General features: G+C 43.8%; 18 protein-coding genes. 8 read left to right on the top strand and 10 right to left on the bottom strand.

Annotated elements, in window-relative coordinates; translation table 11 throughout:
• Positions 1 to 210: 210 nt before the first annotated feature.
• From BN1360_RS12850 to BN1360_RS12830, 5 genes are all read left to right on the top strand, one after another.
• On the top strand, positions 211 to 900 hold the full coding sequence (locus tag BN1360_RS12850) for a response regulator transcription factor (RefSeq protein ID WP_068780252.1): 690 nt from the start codon (positions 211 to 213) through the stop codon (positions 898 to 900).
• Positions 901 to 931: 31 nt separating this feature from the next.
• Positions 932 to 2,182 carry a sensor histidine kinase gene (locus BN1360_RS12845; RefSeq protein WP_229520998.1) on the top strand — a complete coding sequence of 417 codons (1,251 nt, stop codon included), beginning with the start codon at positions 932 to 934 and terminating at the stop codon, positions 2,180 to 2,182.
• 135 nt (positions 2,183 to 2,317) lie between these two features.
• Positions 2,318 to 2,701, top strand: a complete 384-nt coding sequence (locus BN1360_RS12840) for a hypothetical protein (RefSeq protein WP_068780250.1) — start codon at positions 2,318 to 2,320, stop codon at positions 2,699 to 2,701.
• 24 nt (positions 2,702 to 2,725) lie between these two features.
• A complete protein-coding gene (locus BN1360_RS12835) occupies positions 2,726 to 4,273 on the top strand; it encodes an ABC transporter permease (protein ID WP_068780249.1) in 1,548 nt (515 codons plus the stop codon).
• An 11-nt stretch (positions 4,274 to 4,284) separates the two neighbouring features.
• Positions 4,285 to 4,956 carry an ABC transporter ATP-binding protein gene (locus BN1360_RS12830; protein ID WP_068780248.1) on the top strand — a complete coding sequence of 224 codons (672 nt, stop codon included), beginning with the start codon at positions 4,285 to 4,287 and terminating at the stop codon, positions 4,954 to 4,956.
• A 266-nt stretch (positions 4,957 to 5,222) separates the two neighbouring features.
• Here the strand turns inward: BN1360_RS12830 and BN1360_RS12825 are convergent, their stop codons facing one another.
• Positions 5,223 to 6,023, bottom strand: coding sequence for an inositol monophosphatase family protein (locus tag BN1360_RS12825; RefSeq protein WP_068780247.1), 801 nt, complete (start codon positions 6,021 to 6,023; stop codon positions 5,223 to 5,225).
• Between the two features lie 498 nt (positions 6,024 to 6,521).
• Here BN1360_RS12825 and BN1360_RS12820 point away from each other — a divergent pair, with 498 nt between their 5' ends.
• Both BN1360_RS12820 and BN1360_RS12815 read left to right on the top strand, forming a co-directional pair.
• Entirely contained in the window at positions 6,522 to 7,904 is a 1,383-nt protein-coding gene (locus BN1360_RS12820; RefSeq protein ID WP_068780246.1) for an ADP-ribosylglycohydrolase family protein, read from the top strand.
• A gap of 180 nt (positions 7,905 to 8,084) precedes the next feature.
• Positions 8,085 to 8,933: a helix-turn-helix transcriptional regulator gene (locus BN1360_RS12815; RefSeq protein WP_068780245.1), complete on the top strand. Its 849-nt coding sequence runs from the start codon at positions 8,085 to 8,087 to the stop codon at positions 8,931 to 8,933.
• Positions 8,934 to 9,160: 227 nt separating this feature from the next.
• Here BN1360_RS12815 and BN1360_RS12810 read toward each other — a convergent pair whose 3' ends face one another.
• From BN1360_RS12810 to BN1360_RS12790, 5 genes are all read right to left on the bottom strand, one after another.
• Positions 9,161 to 9,916 (bottom strand): ABC transporter permease, encoded by a 756-nt coding sequence (locus BN1360_RS12810; protein ID WP_068780244.1) that lies wholly within the window; start codon positions 9,914 to 9,916, stop codon positions 9,161 to 9,163.
• Positions 9,910 to 10,686, bottom strand: a complete 777-nt coding sequence (locus BN1360_RS12805; RefSeq protein WP_068780243.1) for an ABC transporter ATP-binding protein — start codon at positions 10,684 to 10,686, stop codon at positions 9,910 to 9,912. The genes BN1360_RS12810 and BN1360_RS12805 overlap by 7 nt, the downstream gene beginning before the upstream one ends.
• Positions 10,667 to 11,650: an ABC transporter substrate-binding protein gene (locus BN1360_RS12800; protein WP_068780242.1), complete on the bottom strand. Its 984-nt coding sequence runs from the start codon at positions 11,648 to 11,650 to the stop codon at positions 10,667 to 10,669. Before BN1360_RS12800 ends, BN1360_RS12805 begins: the two co-directional genes overlap by 20 nt.
• Positions 11,651 to 12,108: 458 nt before the next feature.
• Positions 12,109 to 12,462 (bottom strand): VOC family protein, encoded by a 354-nt coding sequence (locus BN1360_RS12795; RefSeq protein ID WP_068780241.1) that lies wholly within the window; start codon positions 12,460 to 12,462, stop codon positions 12,109 to 12,111.
• A gap of 101 nt (positions 12,463 to 12,563) precedes the next feature.
• A complete protein-coding gene (locus BN1360_RS12790; RefSeq protein ID WP_148466571.1) occupies positions 12,564 to 13,049 on the bottom strand; it encodes a hypothetical protein in 486 nt (161 codons plus the stop codon).
• 338 nt (positions 13,050 to 13,387) lie between these two features.
• Here BN1360_RS12790 and BN1360_RS12785 point away from each other — a divergent pair, with 338 nt between their 5' ends.
• Entirely contained in the window at positions 13,388 to 13,732 is a 345-nt protein-coding gene (locus BN1360_RS12785) for a nitrous oxide-stimulated promoter family protein (protein WP_068780239.1), read from the top strand.
• Between the two features lie 280 nt (positions 13,733 to 14,012).
• On the opposite strand, the gene BN1360_RS12780 is transcribed toward BN1360_RS12785, so the two are convergent.
• The 4 genes from BN1360_RS12780 to BN1360_RS12765 form a co-directional block, all read right to left on the bottom strand.
• Positions 14,013 to 14,378: a DUF4180 domain-containing protein gene (locus BN1360_RS12780; RefSeq protein ID WP_068780306.1), complete on the bottom strand. Its 366-nt coding sequence runs from the start codon at positions 14,376 to 14,378 to the stop codon at positions 14,013 to 14,015.
• A 67-nt stretch (positions 14,379 to 14,445) separates the two neighbouring features.
• Positions 14,446 to 14,865, bottom strand: a complete 420-nt coding sequence (locus BN1360_RS12775; RefSeq protein ID WP_068780238.1) for a GNAT family N-acetyltransferase — start codon at positions 14,863 to 14,865, stop codon at positions 14,446 to 14,448.
• Positions 14,866 to 15,458: 593 nt separating this feature from the next.
• Positions 15,459 to 16,994, bottom strand: a complete 1,536-nt coding sequence (locus BN1360_RS12770; protein WP_068780236.1) for a glycoside hydrolase family 44 protein — start codon at positions 16,992 to 16,994, stop codon at positions 15,459 to 15,461.
• Positions 16,995 to 17,173: 179 nt separating this feature from the next.
• Positions 17,174 to 17,662 carry a cysteine hydrolase family protein gene (locus BN1360_RS12765; RefSeq protein WP_068780235.1) on the bottom strand — a complete coding sequence of 163 codons (489 nt, stop codon included), beginning with the start codon at positions 17,660 to 17,662 and terminating at the stop codon, positions 17,174 to 17,176.
• Positions 17,663 to 17,950: the final 288 nt, after the last annotated feature.

Genomic DNA, 17,950 nt, shown 5'->3' with positions numbered 1-17,950 from the left:
TTCACTCCAGGATAGATGGTTATAAATGAACTTTCCATACTTTTTTTCTTTCCCAAGTTTCACCTCTCCTGATGATAGCCAGAGGGGGTATTCCTGCAACGCAGAGATGGGCTCACAGAAATGAAATAGATCAAAACCTCTTTAGCAAAATTAAGGTGAATTAAAGGTTGCGTTGCTAAGATAGAGAAGAACAAGGAGGTAGGTATCTGCGTGAGAGTACTGATCGTAGAAGATGAGACACATTTGGCTGAAGCCGTGGCACAGGTTCTCAAGAAGAACCATTATTCCGTCGATTTGGCCCATGATGGAGAATATGGGCTGGATTGCGCAATATCAGCGATTTATGACTTCATTATACTTGACATTATGCTTCCCAAAATAGACGGCATAACGATACTAAAAGAAATCAGAAAGCAAGGGATGTCTGTTCCGGTCGTTCTTCTAACAGCGAAGGGAGAGACCGAGGATACCGTAAACGGGCTGGATAGCGGTGCAGATGATTATATGGCCAAACCCTTTAGGTCCGAGGAGCTTCTTGCTCGTCTTCGTGCCCTTAGCCGCCGGAAAGGCAAGCTGATCCAAGAAGGGATATTGGCTTATGGAGACATTAACCTCTATCCTAATTCTCTCGAATTATTTTGCGACAATAAGTCGTACAAGCTCACCTTAAAAGAATTTCAGCTATTAGAGCTGCTTATTAACATGAGAGGCCTGGTAGTGTCCAAGAACACCATTATTGAAAAGCTGTGGGGGTACGATGGCGAAGCCGAAGATAATAATGTGGAGGTTTATATCTCGTTCTTGCGCAAGAAATTGAGTCATATTCAATCTGAGACCTCAATTCATACGATGCGCGGTGTCGGCTACGTGTTGAAATCACAGGGGGATAGACATGTTTAAGAGATTGCGGAACAAATTTATGATCCTGAACATGACCATCATTACAGTCGTTATGATCTCAGCCTTCGCTGCCATTTACATGATAACTTACAGTAATATCCAGAAGGAAAATCAAATCAAACTAACCAATATCGCTGTATCCCCTCTTAGGATAAATTCGTTGGTAAAATCAGACGAGTACAATAACAGCGGCAGGGTATTTGTCGGGAAAATACCAAATGATTATTCCTCCACTTTTAGCGTATTAGTCGGCAAAGGAAACACTTTGCTGAATGTTCATTCTTATTTGGATTTAACCGAAGAAACCTATGCAAAGGCAACCAAGCTGGCCACCTCTTCAAATAAAGAAAGTGCGGTCATCTCGATCGATGGACAACGCTGGCTTTTTAAAATCAATGCCATGAATGCAAATCTTATTATCAAGGGCAAGGGCGGGGTTACTCAAGCGGCCGTGCTTGAACAGATCTATTTCATGGATGTGACCGAGTCGTACAACATACTTTCCCAGCTATTGCTCACTTTTGGCGCCATCAGCCTTGTGATGCTGTTTGTGATTTTCGGTATAAGCCTGTTTTTTGCCCGTCGCGCCATTACACCTGTAGAGATTGCTTATGAGAAACAAAAGCAGTTTATCGCAGATGCTTCTCACGAACTGAAGACACCGATCGCTGTCATTCATGCTAATGCTGATGCCTTGTATGCCAATAAAACGGAGACGATTGAGAGCCAGCAGAAATGGCTGGATTATATCGCAACCGAGACGGATCGGATGGGAAAGCTTGTGAGTGATCTATTGTATCTGGCGAAAACCGACAGCGAGGCTGCAAACAATGAGCTTGTCCCTTTTAATATCAGCCATGTTGTGAACGATGTACTGCTCGCGATGGAAGCCGTTATCTTTGAAAAAGGAATAACCCTTTCACAGCACATTGGGCCCGATCTCATCGTAAACGGAGCTGGTGATAAAATAAAACAAGTCGTTATCATACTGCTTGATAATGCCGTAAAGTACGTTAACGAAAACGGTACAATTGAGGTTGCGCTCAAAAAGTCTCGTAACCACGTCCACTTTTCCGTCAAAAATTCAGGAAACGGCATTCCAAAAGAAAATCTGCCCCGATTATTTGATCGATTTTATCGTATAGACGCTTCAAGAGCCCATGACGGCAGTTATGGCCTGGGACTATCCATTGCAAGAGCTATTATAGAAAATGCAGGCGGCAAAATTCACGTCACAAGTGTTGAAGGAGAAAGCACAACCTTTATTTTTGAATTGGATTAGAGAGAGAATCAACCATACAGAGCCTTCGGATTATAGTCCGAGGGCTTTTTGTTGCTTGGAGTTACGATTTAAGGTTGGTTAAAGGTTTGTCCTTTTAAATAATCAATATGAATTCTATGAGGAGGAAAATAGATAGTGAAAAAAACTTTAACGAGCGTCATGATCTTTGGACTATCCGGTATTATTCTTGCTTTGGGCGTATGGCAGCTCATCCTGTACATCCCGCCACAGCTTGAAATGCTGGACAATGCCGCCTTGCAGGGCGCTACAGCGGAACAAACATCCGATTACTACTGGCATGATTTCATACCACAGGTTCTTGCCTATGTCATTACTATCGTTGGTTTTACAGCGGTATTGCTGACCGCCGGCATGCTTCACTTAAGACTTGCTGCGAATCAGCCATCCGATCCTCGTCGTAATATGTCATGGCCATTCCAGCCAAAAGCTTCGGCAGACGACGAACTGGATGAATTCTTTGATGGATTTGAAGTCGTAGATACGGAACATGGAAAATAAAAAGGGGCAAAGGAGTTTATTAGCATGTTTATTTTACAAAATGCACTCAAAAATTTGATGCGAAACAAAGGTAGAAATCTGATGATCGGTGCGATTATTTTTGTGATCATACTGACAACCGTCGTATCTTTAATCATTAATAATACCTCTGCGGCAGTTATTGCGGACTATAAAGAGCGCTTTGCCTCAGAGGTATATATTACGCCTGACATGCAGAAGGTGATGGAAGACGCGCAGAAAAATTCTACAGACGGCAGGGTAATGATCAAAAAACCTGAGATTCCTTCGGAACAGTTGCTGCAGTTCGCCAATTCGGAATACCTTAAAGAGAGTATTGCAACGGGTTCGATTATGGCAAACAACGCGGATATACAAGCGATTGACCAAGATGACTCTAATTCGTCGGGAACAGGGTCTACCTCTATTGCTGGTGAAGGCGGTATGATGAGGAGCCCCGGAATGAACGGAAATTATAAGCTCATGGGAGATAGCTGGGAAGAGTTCAACGAGGGACTCAGAAGCCTTGAAAGTGGCAGATTGCCAGAGTCAGACGGCGAAGGGGTGATTAGCGACGAGCTTCGTGACTTAAACAGTCTTGGCCTCGGCGATATAATCACTTTTACAGCTAATATGAGTGTTGATGCCCCCGCTGATATGAGTTCCGACAATGTCCAGGAAGGTGATAAGGTCACCGTAGATGGTATTGAATATACCGCGTCCATCACCGGAATGGGAACCGTTCGCTTACAGCGCGAGGTTACTTACCCCTTAACCGTTGTTGGTGTTTACCATGACCTGACCGATGAATATGCCAATGACAATATGCCTAAATCCGCAGGATTTAATAGACGCAACGAGATTCTGACCACGCTTGATACATTAATCGCCCAGCGCAAGACCAGCGAGACCGGGGTAAATGTAAATGTAACCTATTATCTGAAAAGTCCCGAGATGCTGGAGCCATTTGAAGCCGAGGTTAGAGCAAAAGGACTTGACGATCTCTTTAATGTAAATACGGACACAGCATCCTATGAAAAAGTAGTAAAACCTGTAGAGGGATTAAAGAGCATTTCCATCACCTTTATGGTCGTGGTTATCATCCTTGGCTCCATTATTTTACTACTGTTAGCTTCGATCTCGATCCGAGAGCGCAAATATGAGATCGGTGTGCTTCGGGCGATGGGGATGAAAAAAGCGAAAGTAGCACTTGGACTCTGGTTTGAAATTTTTACAGTTACCTGTTTATGCCTTGTCATTGGACTAGCAGCAGGCACTGTTGCCGCACAGCCTGTATCTGACATGTTGCTGCAAAATCAAGCTGAGACGGCACAATCAAACGCAGCGCAAGGGGCTATGATGATGGGTCCAGGAGGCAAGCAATTAGGCGGTGCGCAATTGGGAGGAGCACAGACGAGTGCGAACCCGTTGTCCGAAATGAAAATTTCACTGGACTTTGTTACGATATCGGAAATTATTGCCATTTCTATTCTGCTGGCTTCATTTGCCGGCTTCGTCTCCATCAGTAAGATCACAAAGTATGAGCCGATCAAAATACTTATGGAAAGGAACTAGGTGACAATACAATGAGTGTACTTACGGTAAAAAATGTATTTTACAGATATGAAGGTACGAAGAAAAATGTTCTTAAAGGAGTGAACGCCTCTTTTGAGCCTGGAAAGGTTCATACGATCGTTGGCAAGTCCGGATCCGGCAAGTCAACTTTGCTTTCCTTAATTTCCGGGCTTGATGTATGTACGGATGGAACTATCCTGCATAACGATCAGGACCTGAAAAAGCTAGACCGTGACGAATACAGATCCAAAGGAATTGGCGTGGTATTTCAGAGCTTTAATCTCCTTACCAATGCGACCGCTATTGAGAACATTGTGCTTTCCATGAATATCAATGGCAGCTCCGAGAAGGATAAAAAAGCGTATGCCTATGCTTTGCTTGAAAAGGTTGGCATTGACCGAGAAACGGCGGACAGAAAAATACTCAGGTTATCCGGTGGCGAGCAGCAACGTGTGGGAATTGCCCGGGCAATATCGCATAATCCCGATATTATCATCGCCGACGAGCCGACGGGCAATCTGGATAGCGCGACAGAGGAAGCCATCTTAGATATTTTCACTTCACTTGCTCATCAGGAAGGCAAATGCATCATCATCGTTACACACTCCAAAAAAGTAACCACCATAGCCGATGTCATTTACGGGATGAGTGAGGGGAAACTAGCACAGATGAAGCAAAAATAAAGCTCAAGAGGGATCAAAATATTGACATCCCTATATGTTGACCTGCTATCCGGACACTATTGACCGTTAGCGTTGATTCTTAGAACATTGCCCTTGTAACGGACCTTATTGTCCGTTACAAGGGCATTAGGTCGCGAAAATCGTATTTTTCGCTTCTAATGGTCAAAGTTGTCCCTTAGAAGAGTAAAGTTGATTTTCATTGCTCTAACGGTCCCTTTTGACCGTTTGGTACGTGCGATCCTGTTAGTCAAGGGCATCTCATTCCCTCACTGTAGTCCTTCCCTCACAATATGGAGCAATTCTTCTTTATTATCCGGATGACAGGCTACTATATAGGGTTCCTCTTTCATTCCAGTGAACGGATTCCCATCAAAATCAACAACAATCCCTCCGGCTTCCTTGACCATCAAAAGACCGGAATACAGGTCATCACCTTCAGAATTGTACAGCACTATTCCATCGATATCTCCTTTGGCAAGCATACACCATTGCAGTGTCGGCGCCCATAATCTCATCATTCTTTTAAATTTAAGATCCAGGCATTGCCTTAGATTCACTGCTCTTGGGTCATTTTGCACTTTATGTCCTTGAATCCAGCCAATATTTCCTTTGACTATGTTAGGGTTGCTCTGCACTCGCATGGGACGACTATTGCAGAATGCACCTTCTCCAAGAGCAGATACAAATAGACGATCCGTCAATGGCTCATATATCACTCCAAGCACAGGCTCTCTTCTGTACATGAGCGTAATGGATGTCGTAAAAACCGGTAAACCAATAGCGAAATTATTAGTGCCATCTAGAGGATCGATTAACCATAACCACTCGTCATTCGAGCCGATATCTCCCGCTTCTTCACTATGTATTTGATGACTGGGAAAGGTCTCTCGAATTGGCTTAATGATGATATCCTCACAGATATGATCCACTTCAGTCACCACATCCCCAAACTCATCTTTTGATCTCAATACGGTAAAATTATCAAACTTGTCTTTAGCCACCCGCCCGGCTTGGCGAATAGTACTTATGGCTAATTGTTTGGCAGCCTGGATTAACTGATCATTCATTTAGCACCTCATATTAGATTTTTATTCGTAGACTTTCAGACACAAAAAGTAGGACGTCCATGACATATAATTGATTTATGCGTAGCTTTTTACAACATATGAATGAGGATGATTGGGAGGATTTTAGAATAACCCCGTTCCCAGCGGTAACTTGAAAGTACTTAGTTCCTTTGGGAATGCCATCCCTACTTGTCAAGTTCCAGCCAAACAGGGCCGATTCCCTGTTCCTTCCACCATGACTCCCCTATATCTCTTTCTATTAAAAGACAAAAAAACAGCCTCAGATAGCTTCTATCCTAGGCTGGGTCCTGTGTTGTCTGAGCTTCTCCAAGCGTACCAGTCTACAGAATGTTATGCAAGCAGAAGCTGCTTTGTGGCCAACTATACTCAGTACGCAAAAAATGAGAATATCGCTTTCATTATTTGAGAAGTCGCAAGCGGCAATGCTGGCTATAATCAGTGATAAAGAAAATTTACCACATTATGGAGGAATCCGTTATGACCAAATGGATTGGACTGCAAGAACTTGTCAGACACGAAATACAGCAGCGTGGGGAAGAAGGCTGCCATGTAACAGGTTTCATGGAACGGCTGGGAGCAGCCGATCAGGATGAAGCCCGAATTATGGAGATCTACCATGAATTAACGGCACTGGAAATAAGTCCTGAATTTAAGTATACCGAGCCATCAGATTTGGAAGCAATTCGCGCTGAACGCCCTGAAGGGCCGCGTATGATTCAGGGTGACTGGCGCAACGAAGTATGGCAAGACAAGTTTTATGGGGCCTGGCTTGGCCGTGCAGCCGGTTGCGCCTTGGGCAAACCCTTGGAGGCTCCACCCTTCATGCAGGGATCAGAAGGCAGACCCGGCTGGCAAAATATTAAGCTCTGGTTCGAAGGCGCCGGGCAGTGGCCGATTCGACACTATACTCCAAGTAAATCGACCGCCGAGTCTCATTATGACATCCATATTGCCCACTGGAGCAGTCTGGCCAGCTGCCGGGAGCATATCCGTTTTATGGAGACGGATGATGATATTCGATACACCGTGCTTGGACTGCTCATGCTTGAGGAGCGTGGTCTAGAATTTAACTCCTGGGATGTTGGCAAGATGTGGCATCGTCGCCTATCCTTCGGTCAGGTGTTCACAGCTGAAGCACAGGCATACCTGAATTTTGCCCGAGTTACTTCGCATATTAGCGGCGATCAGCCCGATGACTGGGAGAAGCATATCCAGTGGGTACGTTCCTATCTGAACCCTTTCCGGGAATGGATCGGTGCTCAAATCCGCGTAGACGGCTATGCATATGGCGCTGCCGGCCGGCCTCAGCTTGCTGCTGAACTTGCTTGGCGCGATGCTTCTTTCTCTCATGTGAAAAATGGGATTTATGGTGCCATGTTCTGCTCTGCCATGATTGCAGCCGCATTCGTTGAGAGCGATGTAAAGCGGATCATTGAGATCGGGTTAAGTGAGATTCCGCAGCGCAGCCGGCTGGCAGAAGATATTAGACTGGCGGTCCAAATTGCTGAAGAAACGCCAGGTCAGCTAGAACTGGTTGAGAAAATTTGGGATGCCTTTAAGCATTATCACTGTGTGCATACGAATAATAATGCCGCATTATGCGCGGCTGCGCTCATTCATTCCGGCGGCAATTTTGAGAAGGGAATCACTACAGCCGTTCTGGGTGGCTGGGACACTGATTGCAATGGCGCCACCGTTGGCTCCATCCTCGGCGCATCGCTTGGAGCGTCTAGGCTGCCTGAAGGCTGGATCAAGCCGCTAAACGATACTTTGTATGCCGATATCAGCGGCTTCCACCCGATCGCCATCTCAGAATGTGCTCAAAGGAGCTATGATGTTTTCCGAAAACTTCAGCAGTAAAATTTATACTGGAGCAATCAGCCAAAGGAGTATTACCTACCCAGCACAAGGACAATGCGAATCTTGGCTTCGTAATCCAGGCTTCCACTATGAACAATCTGGGATAATTGTACAACCACAAGAGCAGCTCTTATTGTATACTTGCCATATACCATGATTAAGATCAGGGGGCGACGGAAAATGAGACTGCATATAACATACGATCACCCAATTCCGATCAATGCTTTCGAATGGACGCCTGCTACGAATCGACAATCGCCCCATATGCATTCAAGTCTGGAAGTTGGCCTCTGCCTATCAGGCAAAGGCTGCTTCTTCTTTGGCAGCAAACGCTATACGGCCAGTCCTGGCGACTTATTTATCGTCAACAACGAGGAACATCATATCGCTCAATCTGACCCGAAGGATCCAAGCCGCTATCTCTTCATTAACTTTGATCCGGCGCTGCTGTTAGCAGAGGAGCCGGGTCTTTTACTGCCCTTCTCTTATCGATCTACTCAATTTCGCAATCATATCGCCGGCAGCTCGCCGCTTGCCAGGGAGCTTACGCCCTGGATTCATGTAATAGCGGAGGAGCTTCGTGAGAAATCCCCCGGCTATTTGGCGATGGCGAAAAGCGCGCTTCTCCAGTTATGCGGCCGCCTGCTTAGACATTACAACGAGCTGCTCAGTGATGACGAGCGGCAGGCGATGGTACAAACGGTTCGTCACGCGCAATCTTTAGCCGCTTTGGTGGAACGGCGATATCATGAACCGCTGAGTTTGGTGGGGCTGGCGGATGAGCTGGGCATAAGTGCATCCCGCCTCAGTCGTGCATTTCTGGAAACGACCGGGTACCGCTTCTCTGATTACTTAGCTCTGCTACGTGTCCAAGCTGCCAAACGAGCATTGACGGGGACCGATAAGGCAGTCACCAATATTGCCTTTGAATGTGGCTTCCAAAGCCTGCCCACCTTCTATCGCGTTTTCAAAGACATTACCGGGGTATCCCCTGTGACTTATCGTCAATCTATGGGGCTTGGGCAATGAGTAACAACTCCGCAGTTCTTACCATCAAAGGTCAGTTTCTACTATAGGGAATTGAGTCATATTTTCTTCTCCCTTCATTTCAGAAAACTACCTTATAATTGCCAAACGCCCCAGCCATAGATAGCTCTTATCTAAGGCTGGGGCGTTTGTTGTCCACGATTATACAACCTGGTAATCCAGAGGCGGAAGCCCTACAGCGTAAATACGAGATTAGCCGTAAATTTGCCCTACTTCCGCCACTTCATAAATCGGTAATCCAGCAGGTCCACCAGCAGGAACAGAACGAAGCCGACCAGACTAAACAGCAGTATCCCGGCATACATTTGCGGATAATCCAATCTGAGCCATGCATCCATAATAAAGAAGCCCATGCCATGCTCAGTACCATAGATTTCCGTAAAAAACAGAACTGATATAGCTGTACCAAGCGAGATGCGGATCGTGCTGAGGATCACGGACAACGCACCGGGCAAAGTGACATGCCAAAATTTCTGACCAGGCCCTGCGCCAATGCTTGTCAGCACATCATAGGTGTTCGCTGGAATGGCTTTTACCCCGTCCCGTACAGAAATGATAATCTGGAATAGCAGAATCAGCATAATCATAAGAATCTTGGAGGTTTCACCAAGCCCGAAGAAGAGCATAACCACCGGGAGCAGCGCGATCTTGGGCACCGGATACGTTAAATATACCACCGGGTCCAGCAGCTTGTTCCAAAGCGCCGAACGCCCCATCAGAAGTCCGATCAGCAGGCCGACGATCAACGCTAGCAGAATTCCAGCAAAAATCCGCATCAGACTGTAGCCTACATTCAGCACAATATCCCTTCCGCCCAGGTGCCCCATCGCCTGATAGACCTCCAGCGGGCTGGGCAGCATCGGATGATGCACTAGCAGATAAGCTGCATGCCAAACCGCATGCATCCCCAAGAACACTAGCAATAATCTCAAAATATAATTGAGCCGACGTCGTTTATTTACCATTTCTCCTGCATTACCTTTCTGATTCTCTTGATCTGGTCAAAAAAGGCGTCACTGGCCCGCTTCTCCCCATGCTCCAGCCCGAATACCGCCTCATTGTCCATAATCTCCGGTACCTCGCTCTTGCTCGATGGAAGCACGATAATCTTCTGCCCCAGCAGGATGGCCTCATCTACATCATGGGTCACAAACAGCGCTGTGGCAGGATTCGCCTGCCAATGGTCCAGGAACAACTGCTGCAGCACTTCCCTTGTAATAGCATCTAGCGCAGAAAATGGCTCATCCAGCAGCAAAATAGAGGGCATAATCGCAAATGCCCGCGCAATGGCAACCCGCTGCTGCTGCCCCCCGCTTAGCGACAGCGGATAACGGTCCGCCAGCTCCCGGATGCCCATCGCCGACAGCCAGCGATCGATTTGCGTCTCCTGGTACCTCCGATCCTGCCCCTTAGGATGGGCAATCTTCATGGCCACCCTGATATTGGACTTGACTGTCTTCCAGGGCAGGAGACCGTAATTTTGCGGCACCAGACCGATCAAAATGTCCTGCTCGCGCAGAGACTGTCCATTGAACAGCAGCTCGCCCCGAAATTCCGGCAGGAGACCAGACACAGCGCGCAGCAACGTGGATTTTCCGCTCCCGGATGGCCCGAGAATAGTGTAAATCCCGTGCTCCGGCAAGGTGAAATCCACTCTTCCAAGCGCCAGCTCCCCGCTCTTGTATTCAACTTCAAGCTCCTTTACGCACAGTCCGTTATTTCTTGAACTGGACATCGGATATTACCTCTTCGGGGGTGATGTCTTTTGTCAGCAGACCTTGCTCGCGAGCCCAAGCAAATGCCGACTCAACCTCTTTCACATCGACCTGATTAGCTGGAATATAAGCCGGTACCTCAATCTGATCCTTCAAGGTTTCCGGATAGCCCACTTCCTTGATTACCAGGTCAATATAATCCTTCTGATCATGGGATTGCATGTAGGCAACGGCCTCATCATACGCCGCATACATAGCACGGATTGCCTCCGGTTTGGCGGCTATTACGCTCTGCGGAAAGGCCAGCACAAACGGATTCACCTGAGCCTGATTCGTGGAGCTAAGCACGCGTAGACCCGACTCTTTTCCCATAGTTACAAATGGCTCAGGCAGGATCGCGGCGTCCGCTTTGTTATTTTTCAGCAGCTCCAGACGGGTTGGAATTTGCGGCACTTCGGTAATGTTAATGTCCTTCTCCGTCAGTCCGGCCTGCTTCAGCATCATGGCAACGGTGTACTGCGTCGAGGTGTTCTTGGAGAGAATCACGGTTTTCCCTTTGAGATCCTTCACTTCCTGAATATCATTATTGCCGGTCAACAGATCAAATTCCCCGAAGGTTGTGCTGGTGATTTTCACATCCAGTCCAGCTTCATTGTAGATCGAGATGGCGACCAGATCGGCGCTTAACCCGTCAATCTTGCCTGCTTGAAAAGCCACATCGCGGTCTTTGGCACTCTTGAATGTCTGGATATTCAGGTTCACTCCGTGCTTCTGATCAAAGCCCTGTTCATGAGCAATAATAAATGGAATGGCATCAATGGATGGCAGAAGACCCAGCGACAGCTCCGATGTCTCCGATGCTTTACTGCCCGCATTGCCTGTGTTGGCATGATCCGTCTTGCTGTTGCAGGCCACGCCCACTATGCTGATAATAAGCGCTAGTGCTAACAGCATCATAATTCTTCTTGTTGTTTTGATCTTCATGGTTGTCCCATCTCCCCTATGTTTTCTATCTAGAATTGGCATACAATGTGCCTTCTTTTACTTGAGGCAGCTTTCGCAACTTTGCACTTTTATTCACAAATATTGTCGTACATCCTTCATATGCCTGCTAAAAAAAACCTCAAGTAATGTTATTTTACATCTATAATTGCATTTTGTATATTTACAAATTTAATTTATTTTCAAAATAAAGGAATCCAGTATCCCTTATAAAGACAAATTATATGTCATATGCCCTGTCCTTTATATTAATTTACCTTTTCAAATACAGTTCCGTTCTCGTCTCTATTCGCTTATAAATCCTTTTCAGTGATCACTAATCCACTAACTTTGGAGTCATTTATAACAAAATCGGCCCCTTGTTCTTATCGATTTAAGAAGTAGGGTTCATGCCTATATTCAGCATGCTTTTATAATAAATAATCGTTTCTCCCACGACTTTATTCTCTATGGGCAAGTATATTAACCAGGTTGTGATATGGGTCTCGGACGTAAAATCTTCGTACACCCCATGGTTCATCTACCGGCCCGTATTCAATATTGAATCCTGCATCCTTCATTCGCGCATAGGCCTCGTCGATGTCATCAACCTCTATGGATAAATCCGGCGTGTTCGTCTCGGAACCCCCTTGGGACGCAAAGCTGATTTGAATGTCCATCCGATCCTTTGAGCCATAGGTTGCTATCCATCCATGGTCCATCAATAGGTCGAGCCCCAAAACTTCTTGATAGAATTTTTTAGCCAGCTCTATATCTTTCGTCTGAATATTGGTCACGATTCGTTTTACCTTCATTTCATACGGTCTCCCTTCTTCTTTTGCTCTCTACTTATCTTATCTTATCTATTATTTCTAAATAAACTCGTTCCATTCTATATGTCGTCTGCTACCTCATCCTATATCGTATCCGGACTCGGATTGGCATCAAATCTCTCGATAGGCTGTATCGCTCCATACTTTTCCATCCATTCAACCAGGTCATTAAAATGGCTCTCAAAACTTCCTCTTGCTTGAAATAACCTTTTGGGAGATACAAGCTTTCCATCTTCAGAAATATTTATAGAGTAGCTGCTTAAATCCCGATTAACAATCGTCATATATAAGCAGTTCCTGTAGGTGCCATAGTAAGCACTTCTAATGCCACGAGTGTATGAAACCGAATCCAGGATATTCATCATTTCAGAAATCTGACTCTTATGATTCATTTGCACTAAGTAAGCTGTCGTTTTTCCTTCTGCCAAATAACTAATATATATCTTATCCATATTCTCTTGAGAGATGATTTGTTGGATTCTTACTGGATAAAAAAAACGGAATACTTCGAAGATGCAGATACTGATAATTATTAATAATACAAGATACCGTAAGCGCAGCTTCTTCAATAAATCCTCTCCTTTTTGCAGCAATCTCCGGTCCCCCATCAAGCTCACCTTGCCTTATGCCATTCCGCTTAAGCTTCCAAAAGCACTTTCCTTGCTTTGATTAACCATGGGTGTTGGAGCTTTAAAGTATTTCACTAATCCCAAATGTGATTAAAATATATTGATATGGCTTACACGAGGTTTTCTGTGTCATGATCAAAAATATCATTGATATTTTATCATTTCTTCTATTTTCAGATGAATGGAAGCAGGCAAAAGACGGCATATTAGAGAATTAGATGATATGGCTGATGCTTCATATACTTTATTTTTTACACATCGAAAAGAGGTCTACTTCCATGATTACAGAAGCAAAACAACGACAACTGAATACGGGTCCCAAAATTCAGAAAGAGAAAGAAATTGTTTCGAAAATGATTCGTCTATATTGTATGAAAAAACATCATTATGAAGAGTTATGCGAGGAATGCCAGGACTTAAATCATTATGCTATGAAAAGGCTGTCCCTCTGCCAATTTGGTGAAAATAAGACCGCTTGCGCAAAGTGCCCAATCCATTGCTATAAGCCGGATTATCGTCACCGAATTAAGAAAGTCATGCGCTTCTCAGGTCCATGGATGCTGCTGTATCATCCCATTGAGTCCATAAAGCATATACCATTACCCGGTAAGTTAAGAAAATAAGGCGCAAAAATTATTTCTTATAATAATCAGGGGCCTGAAAGCTAAATATGCCTCAATTTCCCCAGCACCTCTTCCCATCTTGCTTTCATTTCCCCCGTTCAAAGTTGAAGCTCTATCCCCTTGTTCTTTCTTCCATGTTCATCGAAGATTCTGTCTCTCATTCAGCACTCTAAGCTCTCCGGAAATATTTGAATTTTCACAAAAAATGACCCAGCCTTTTGATTGCTCTCATCTTAGGCTGAGTCGTTTGTTGTCCGAGCTTCTGTCATGATTACATAACCTATATCTGGCTTAGTCTATCAATGGCCTGCTGTTCATCAGGTAAGAAGAAAATGTTCTTTCCATGATTACTCTCATATATGAAATCCCTAAGACTTTTACTTGGATAGATGGTGAAATCACCTATGATGGCAGCTTTAGCCTGATAATTGATAAATTTCTGCAGAACCTCTCCTGCAAGGCCTGTTTTCAAGTCGAAAAATTTCTCATCCAGCGCTGATTTGCTCAGAATAAACCGGGCTGCTCCTGTTTGATAATTAATGGTGGCTATCAGATCCAAAGCTGATTGCGTATCATAAATCAACATATCACTACTTTCGATAATGGCAATTTCAATTCCGTTTTCGTTGACTGTTCTAATATTCATATCAATTTCCCTCACTCTAGTTTCCATAAAATCACGACTTCTAAAGCTCTCTTCAAGGAGCATTTTGTCATTCATATACTAGAACCCAATACTCCTCCCCGGGGTTTCCTTCTTCAACGACCTTTTTCCATCCGCTTTTCTCATAGAACATTAATGCTCTATGATTTTCAGATACACACTTTAGCCTTACTGGCTTACCCATTTTTTCTATGGCATTCTTAACTAACTGAGTGCCAACCCCTTTGCCGATAAAGTCGGGATGTACAAATAAATTATGAATAAAACGATCAGGTAGATACAAGGATGCGAATCCAAGAATCTGTGAATTTTCCTCAGCCAATAATACGTATTCTTCAATCGTATCCTGATCAAAATCATTTAAAGTCATCTCATCAGCCTTCGCCCAGTGAAAGCTCTGACGCCGTGATTCAAGATATATTTGTCTTAGCTGAGGGTAGTCTGTTTTACTTGCTCCTCTAATAATAATAAGATCAATCCCCTAACTTATTTCTTTATTTTTTAACTCGCTGGTAAGTCTTCAGGCTAATTGGGATATGTCCGATCGCTAATAACAAACTACTGAGCAATAATAAAGGAGAATGCAATACGACTGACGCGCAAATAAAATATAAGACCGGGCTAATCGCTAGAGGTACCGGAATTCCAATCATTGGTGAGAACAATTGCTTGTAATCCCTGCCCAGCCTAAAGTACCGTATCCATCCAATATAATATAGCACCAGAAAGATGAACATTCCAATTAGCGATAGAACTTCGTAGTATTCTTCATGCTGTATCGGTGAAAGGATAGGCGATATGAATACTCCAAGCCTTCCAATACCTTCAGCCATCTTGAAAAGCAAACTTTCTTTATCCTCCATATTATCAGGTAAATCTCTAGGCGGTATCACGAAAAAAAACAGATTAGGCAATAATATAGCCATAGGTATGATTATACTAATAAAATGAAACAATCCAATCTTGCCTCCCTTTTATTGATCAATGGTGTACTTCCTCTTCGCATGCCTCAAATGGCCTCATCACAGATGGAGTATTGATTACATCCTCTTTTGCTTCTTGTTAATCTGAAAATTCACAGCTATATATATTCACCTGCTCGTTTTTAACTTCAAACACCGTGATAGACCTGCTCTTAAAAAGATAGCTCTTGCCATCCACAAGAAGACCATTAGCCAATATGTTGGACTGATAGTCGTTCTGAGCATCAGAATTTATAACAATAATGTTTACCTTCCCCTGATCCAATGCGCTGTACACTTTGATATTTTCGTTATTGCTTTCTGCTTTTATCAATGAACCTCTCAAAAAGTTTGACATTAAATAAAAGCTGTAGAACGACGGTCTTTTTTCGCCGTATGTCTCCTTGTTGATCGTTAGTTGACCGTTTGAAATCAGCCCTTGTTCGCCACTCTCCTGCAAGTTCCAATAATTTGCATAATCAACGCCAGTTTGTGCAAATATGCCTAAAGTATCAGCAAGCCAAACCGCTCTGATAACGGGGTCGTATTTGATGTTTGAATCATAATCCAGATTATACTCTGTAATCGCCAATTTCGTATTTGGATAATTTTCATCGATCATCCTTCTCAGTTTTGGAATAATGCCGCTCCCGTAATAAGGATCAATGGGGTCTTTATAGGTTTCATCCCACCAGTCCTTTGCAGAGTTTAGGATTTGCTGGTCGGAGGCAATCACTTCTGTGCCATTCGCTTTTCGAAAAATCGGATACCTGTGTACAGACAGAATATCCAGCAGCCTGACATTATTATTCTTCTCGTAATCGCGACATATTTTTAGGAAATACTCTATCCATACTCCGTTTTCTTTATCCTCGCTTGAATTGCTTCTATAGTAAAAGTAAGGATTGCAATTTTCCGGCCCCATGATCATTATATCTTTGTCATATTCTTTTAGCGCTTTTGCATAAGCGATAAATTTATTGCTATATTCAGCATAAGAAGTAGGAGCCGGATGCAAATCCCGGTGAGTGTCCGACCAGATAAACGGTTCATTATCCAGGTTTACATATTTGATATCCACTCCATGTTCTCGCTTTATGTTTTCTATAAACCCGGTCGCATCCTGTGGGAAAGAAATCGAAAGCTGTTCTTTGGTAACAGGGTCTATCGCAATCCCCAACATATTGATTTGCAGGATCACCTGAGATCCATTGCTTGAAAACCAGGCAGCGGCTTCCCCGATAGGATGCTTTAGCTGTTGTTTGCCTTCCTGCTTATAAAAAGTCTCTGTGACTGGATCGAATCTGCTGAAATCATTGCCTCCGAATCTAACAATCGATGTATTAAGCATTTTTATTTCAGCTTTTGGCGGCAAAACATCTATCCAATTCGCCCAGCTGCTTCCATAGATAAAGGGGCTAATTTCATGTAATATTACTGACGGATCAACACGAATAGTCGATTTGAGATGGTTATCCCTTTCGCTCAGGCTGCTGATCGGGATACTTTTGATGTAGGGCAGTTCGTTGAATTTTTTGATCGTGTAATTTAAATAAATCATTCCCCCGGCTGCAACCATCAAACATAAAGCAATGATAGTGATTAATACTTTTATAAATGATTTCCTGGATTTCATAGCAACCTCCCCCGTATCAAGAAATGCTTCCGTTTTGATTATTTATGTCACCTAACATCATCGTTCCCGTATTTATAATACGAGCCGGCTTATGATAGCAGTTATCACAGGCCGGCTCGCGTCTCTAAACCATATTCCATTATTCTACATCCTATATTCTAGGGGAGATAGTTCATATCTCACTTATTCAGCAAATATTTGATTGCTGGATATGAGATAATATTTCTATCTCTGTACGTCGAGGTTATAACATCATTATGGGTACTTAAGATTCCATTTTGCAGGATCACCGTGCTAAACCCTCTTTCAATAGCTCCGTTATAAGTAGACAAGACACAATACTCCGCAGCATTCCCTGAAATGATTAAAAAATCAACGCCTTGTTCTTTTAGCATCTGTTCCAGCTCTGTCTTCCAAAATCCATTCGTATATTCCTTAGTTAAAATCAAATCTGTTTCCATGACATGAATTTCCGGAATTATGCTAAATGCCTCCCTACTTGACTCTGTTATTCCTTCAATATCTTGAATATGAATGACAACTTGATCTTTTGAACGAAACATGTCGGATACATAATTGATATATTCACATGCTTTATCTATGACTTGTTTGTCAATCCCCTGCAAATGAATAGTTTGCATATCAATGACTAGAAATCCAATTTTCATCGTATTTGCTCCTTTATAATGAATTTATTAAGCACTGCGCCATTTCAAAACTTCCTTGATCCGGTCCAGTACAGCCGCTTGAATACCAAGTTATAGAAATTGTATCATTGATTTTTTATGTTAGCACTACGTAAGTTTTGTGTCCCTAATGTCGAAATTCCAAGCAGCGATCTATTGTTGTAACGATCAAGGTTGTCAGGCCCCTCCCACTGAGCCTTCCGCTATCCGATCAGGAAGTCATAGAAAAACAGCAGACCACATATCTTTAAAATGAATTTTGTCGTTCGT

Origin of the sequence: Paenibacillus sp. GM2 (assembly GCF_900069005.2) — a bacterium.
Taxonomy (GTDB): Bacteria; Bacillota; Bacilli; order Paenibacillales; family Paenibacillaceae; genus Fontibacillus.
This window is presented reverse-complemented; position numbering and strand designations above follow the sequence as displayed.

What these genes read in the sequence shown, in the direction of transcription:
- BN1360_RS12845 (WP_229520998.1), top strand. Translation starts at nt 932, where the DNA reads ATGACCATCATTACAGTCGTTATGATCTCAGCCTTCGCTGCCATTTAC.
- BN1360_RS12835 (WP_068780249.1), top strand. Translation starts at nt 2,726, where the DNA reads ATGTTTATTTTACAAAATGCACTCAAAAATTTGATGCGAAACAAAGGT.
- BN1360_RS12830 (WP_068780248.1), top strand. Translation starts at nt 4,285, where the DNA reads ATGAGTGTACTTACGGTAAAAAATGTATTTTACAGATATGAAGGTACG.
- BN1360_RS12825 (WP_068780247.1), bottom strand. Translation starts at nt 6,023, where the DNA reads ATGAATGATCAGTTAATCCAGGCTGCCAAACAATTAGCCATAAGTACT.
- BN1360_RS12820 (WP_068780246.1), top strand. Translation starts at nt 6,522, where the DNA reads ATGACCAAATGGATTGGACTGCAAGAACTTGTCAGACACGAAATACAG.
- BN1360_RS12815 (WP_068780245.1), top strand. Translation starts at nt 8,085, where the DNA reads ATGAGACTGCATATAACATACGATCACCCAATTCCGATCAATGCTTTC.
- BN1360_RS12810 (WP_068780244.1), bottom strand. Translation starts at nt 9,916, where the DNA reads ATGGTAAATAAACGACGTCGGCTCAATTATATTTTGAGATTATTGCTA.
- BN1360_RS12805 (WP_068780243.1), bottom strand. Translation starts at nt 10,686, where the DNA reads ATGTCCAGTTCAAGAAATAACGGACTGTGCGTAAAGGAGCTTGAAGTT.
- BN1360_RS12800 (WP_068780242.1), bottom strand. Translation starts at nt 11,650, where the DNA reads ATGAAGATCAAAACAACAAGAAGAATTATGATGCTGTTAGCACTAGCG.
- BN1360_RS12795 (WP_068780241.1), bottom strand. Translation starts at nt 12,462, where the DNA reads ATGAAGGTAAAACGAATCGTGACCAATATTCAGACGAAAGATATAGAG.
- BN1360_RS12785 (WP_068780239.1), top strand. Translation starts at nt 13,388, where the DNA reads ATGATTACAGAAGCAAAACAACGACAACTGAATACGGGTCCCAAAATT.
- BN1360_RS12780 (WP_068780306.1), bottom strand. Translation starts at nt 14,378, where the DNA reads ATGAATATTAGAACAGTCAACGAAAACGGAATTGAAATTGCCATTATC.
- BN1360_RS12770 (WP_068780236.1), bottom strand. Translation starts at nt 16,994, where the DNA reads ATGAAATCCAGGAAATCATTTATAAAAGTATTAATCACTATCATTGCT.
- BN1360_RS12765 (WP_068780235.1), bottom strand. Translation starts at nt 17,662, where the DNA reads ATGAAAATTGGATTTCTAGTCATTGATATGCAAACTATTCATTTGCAG.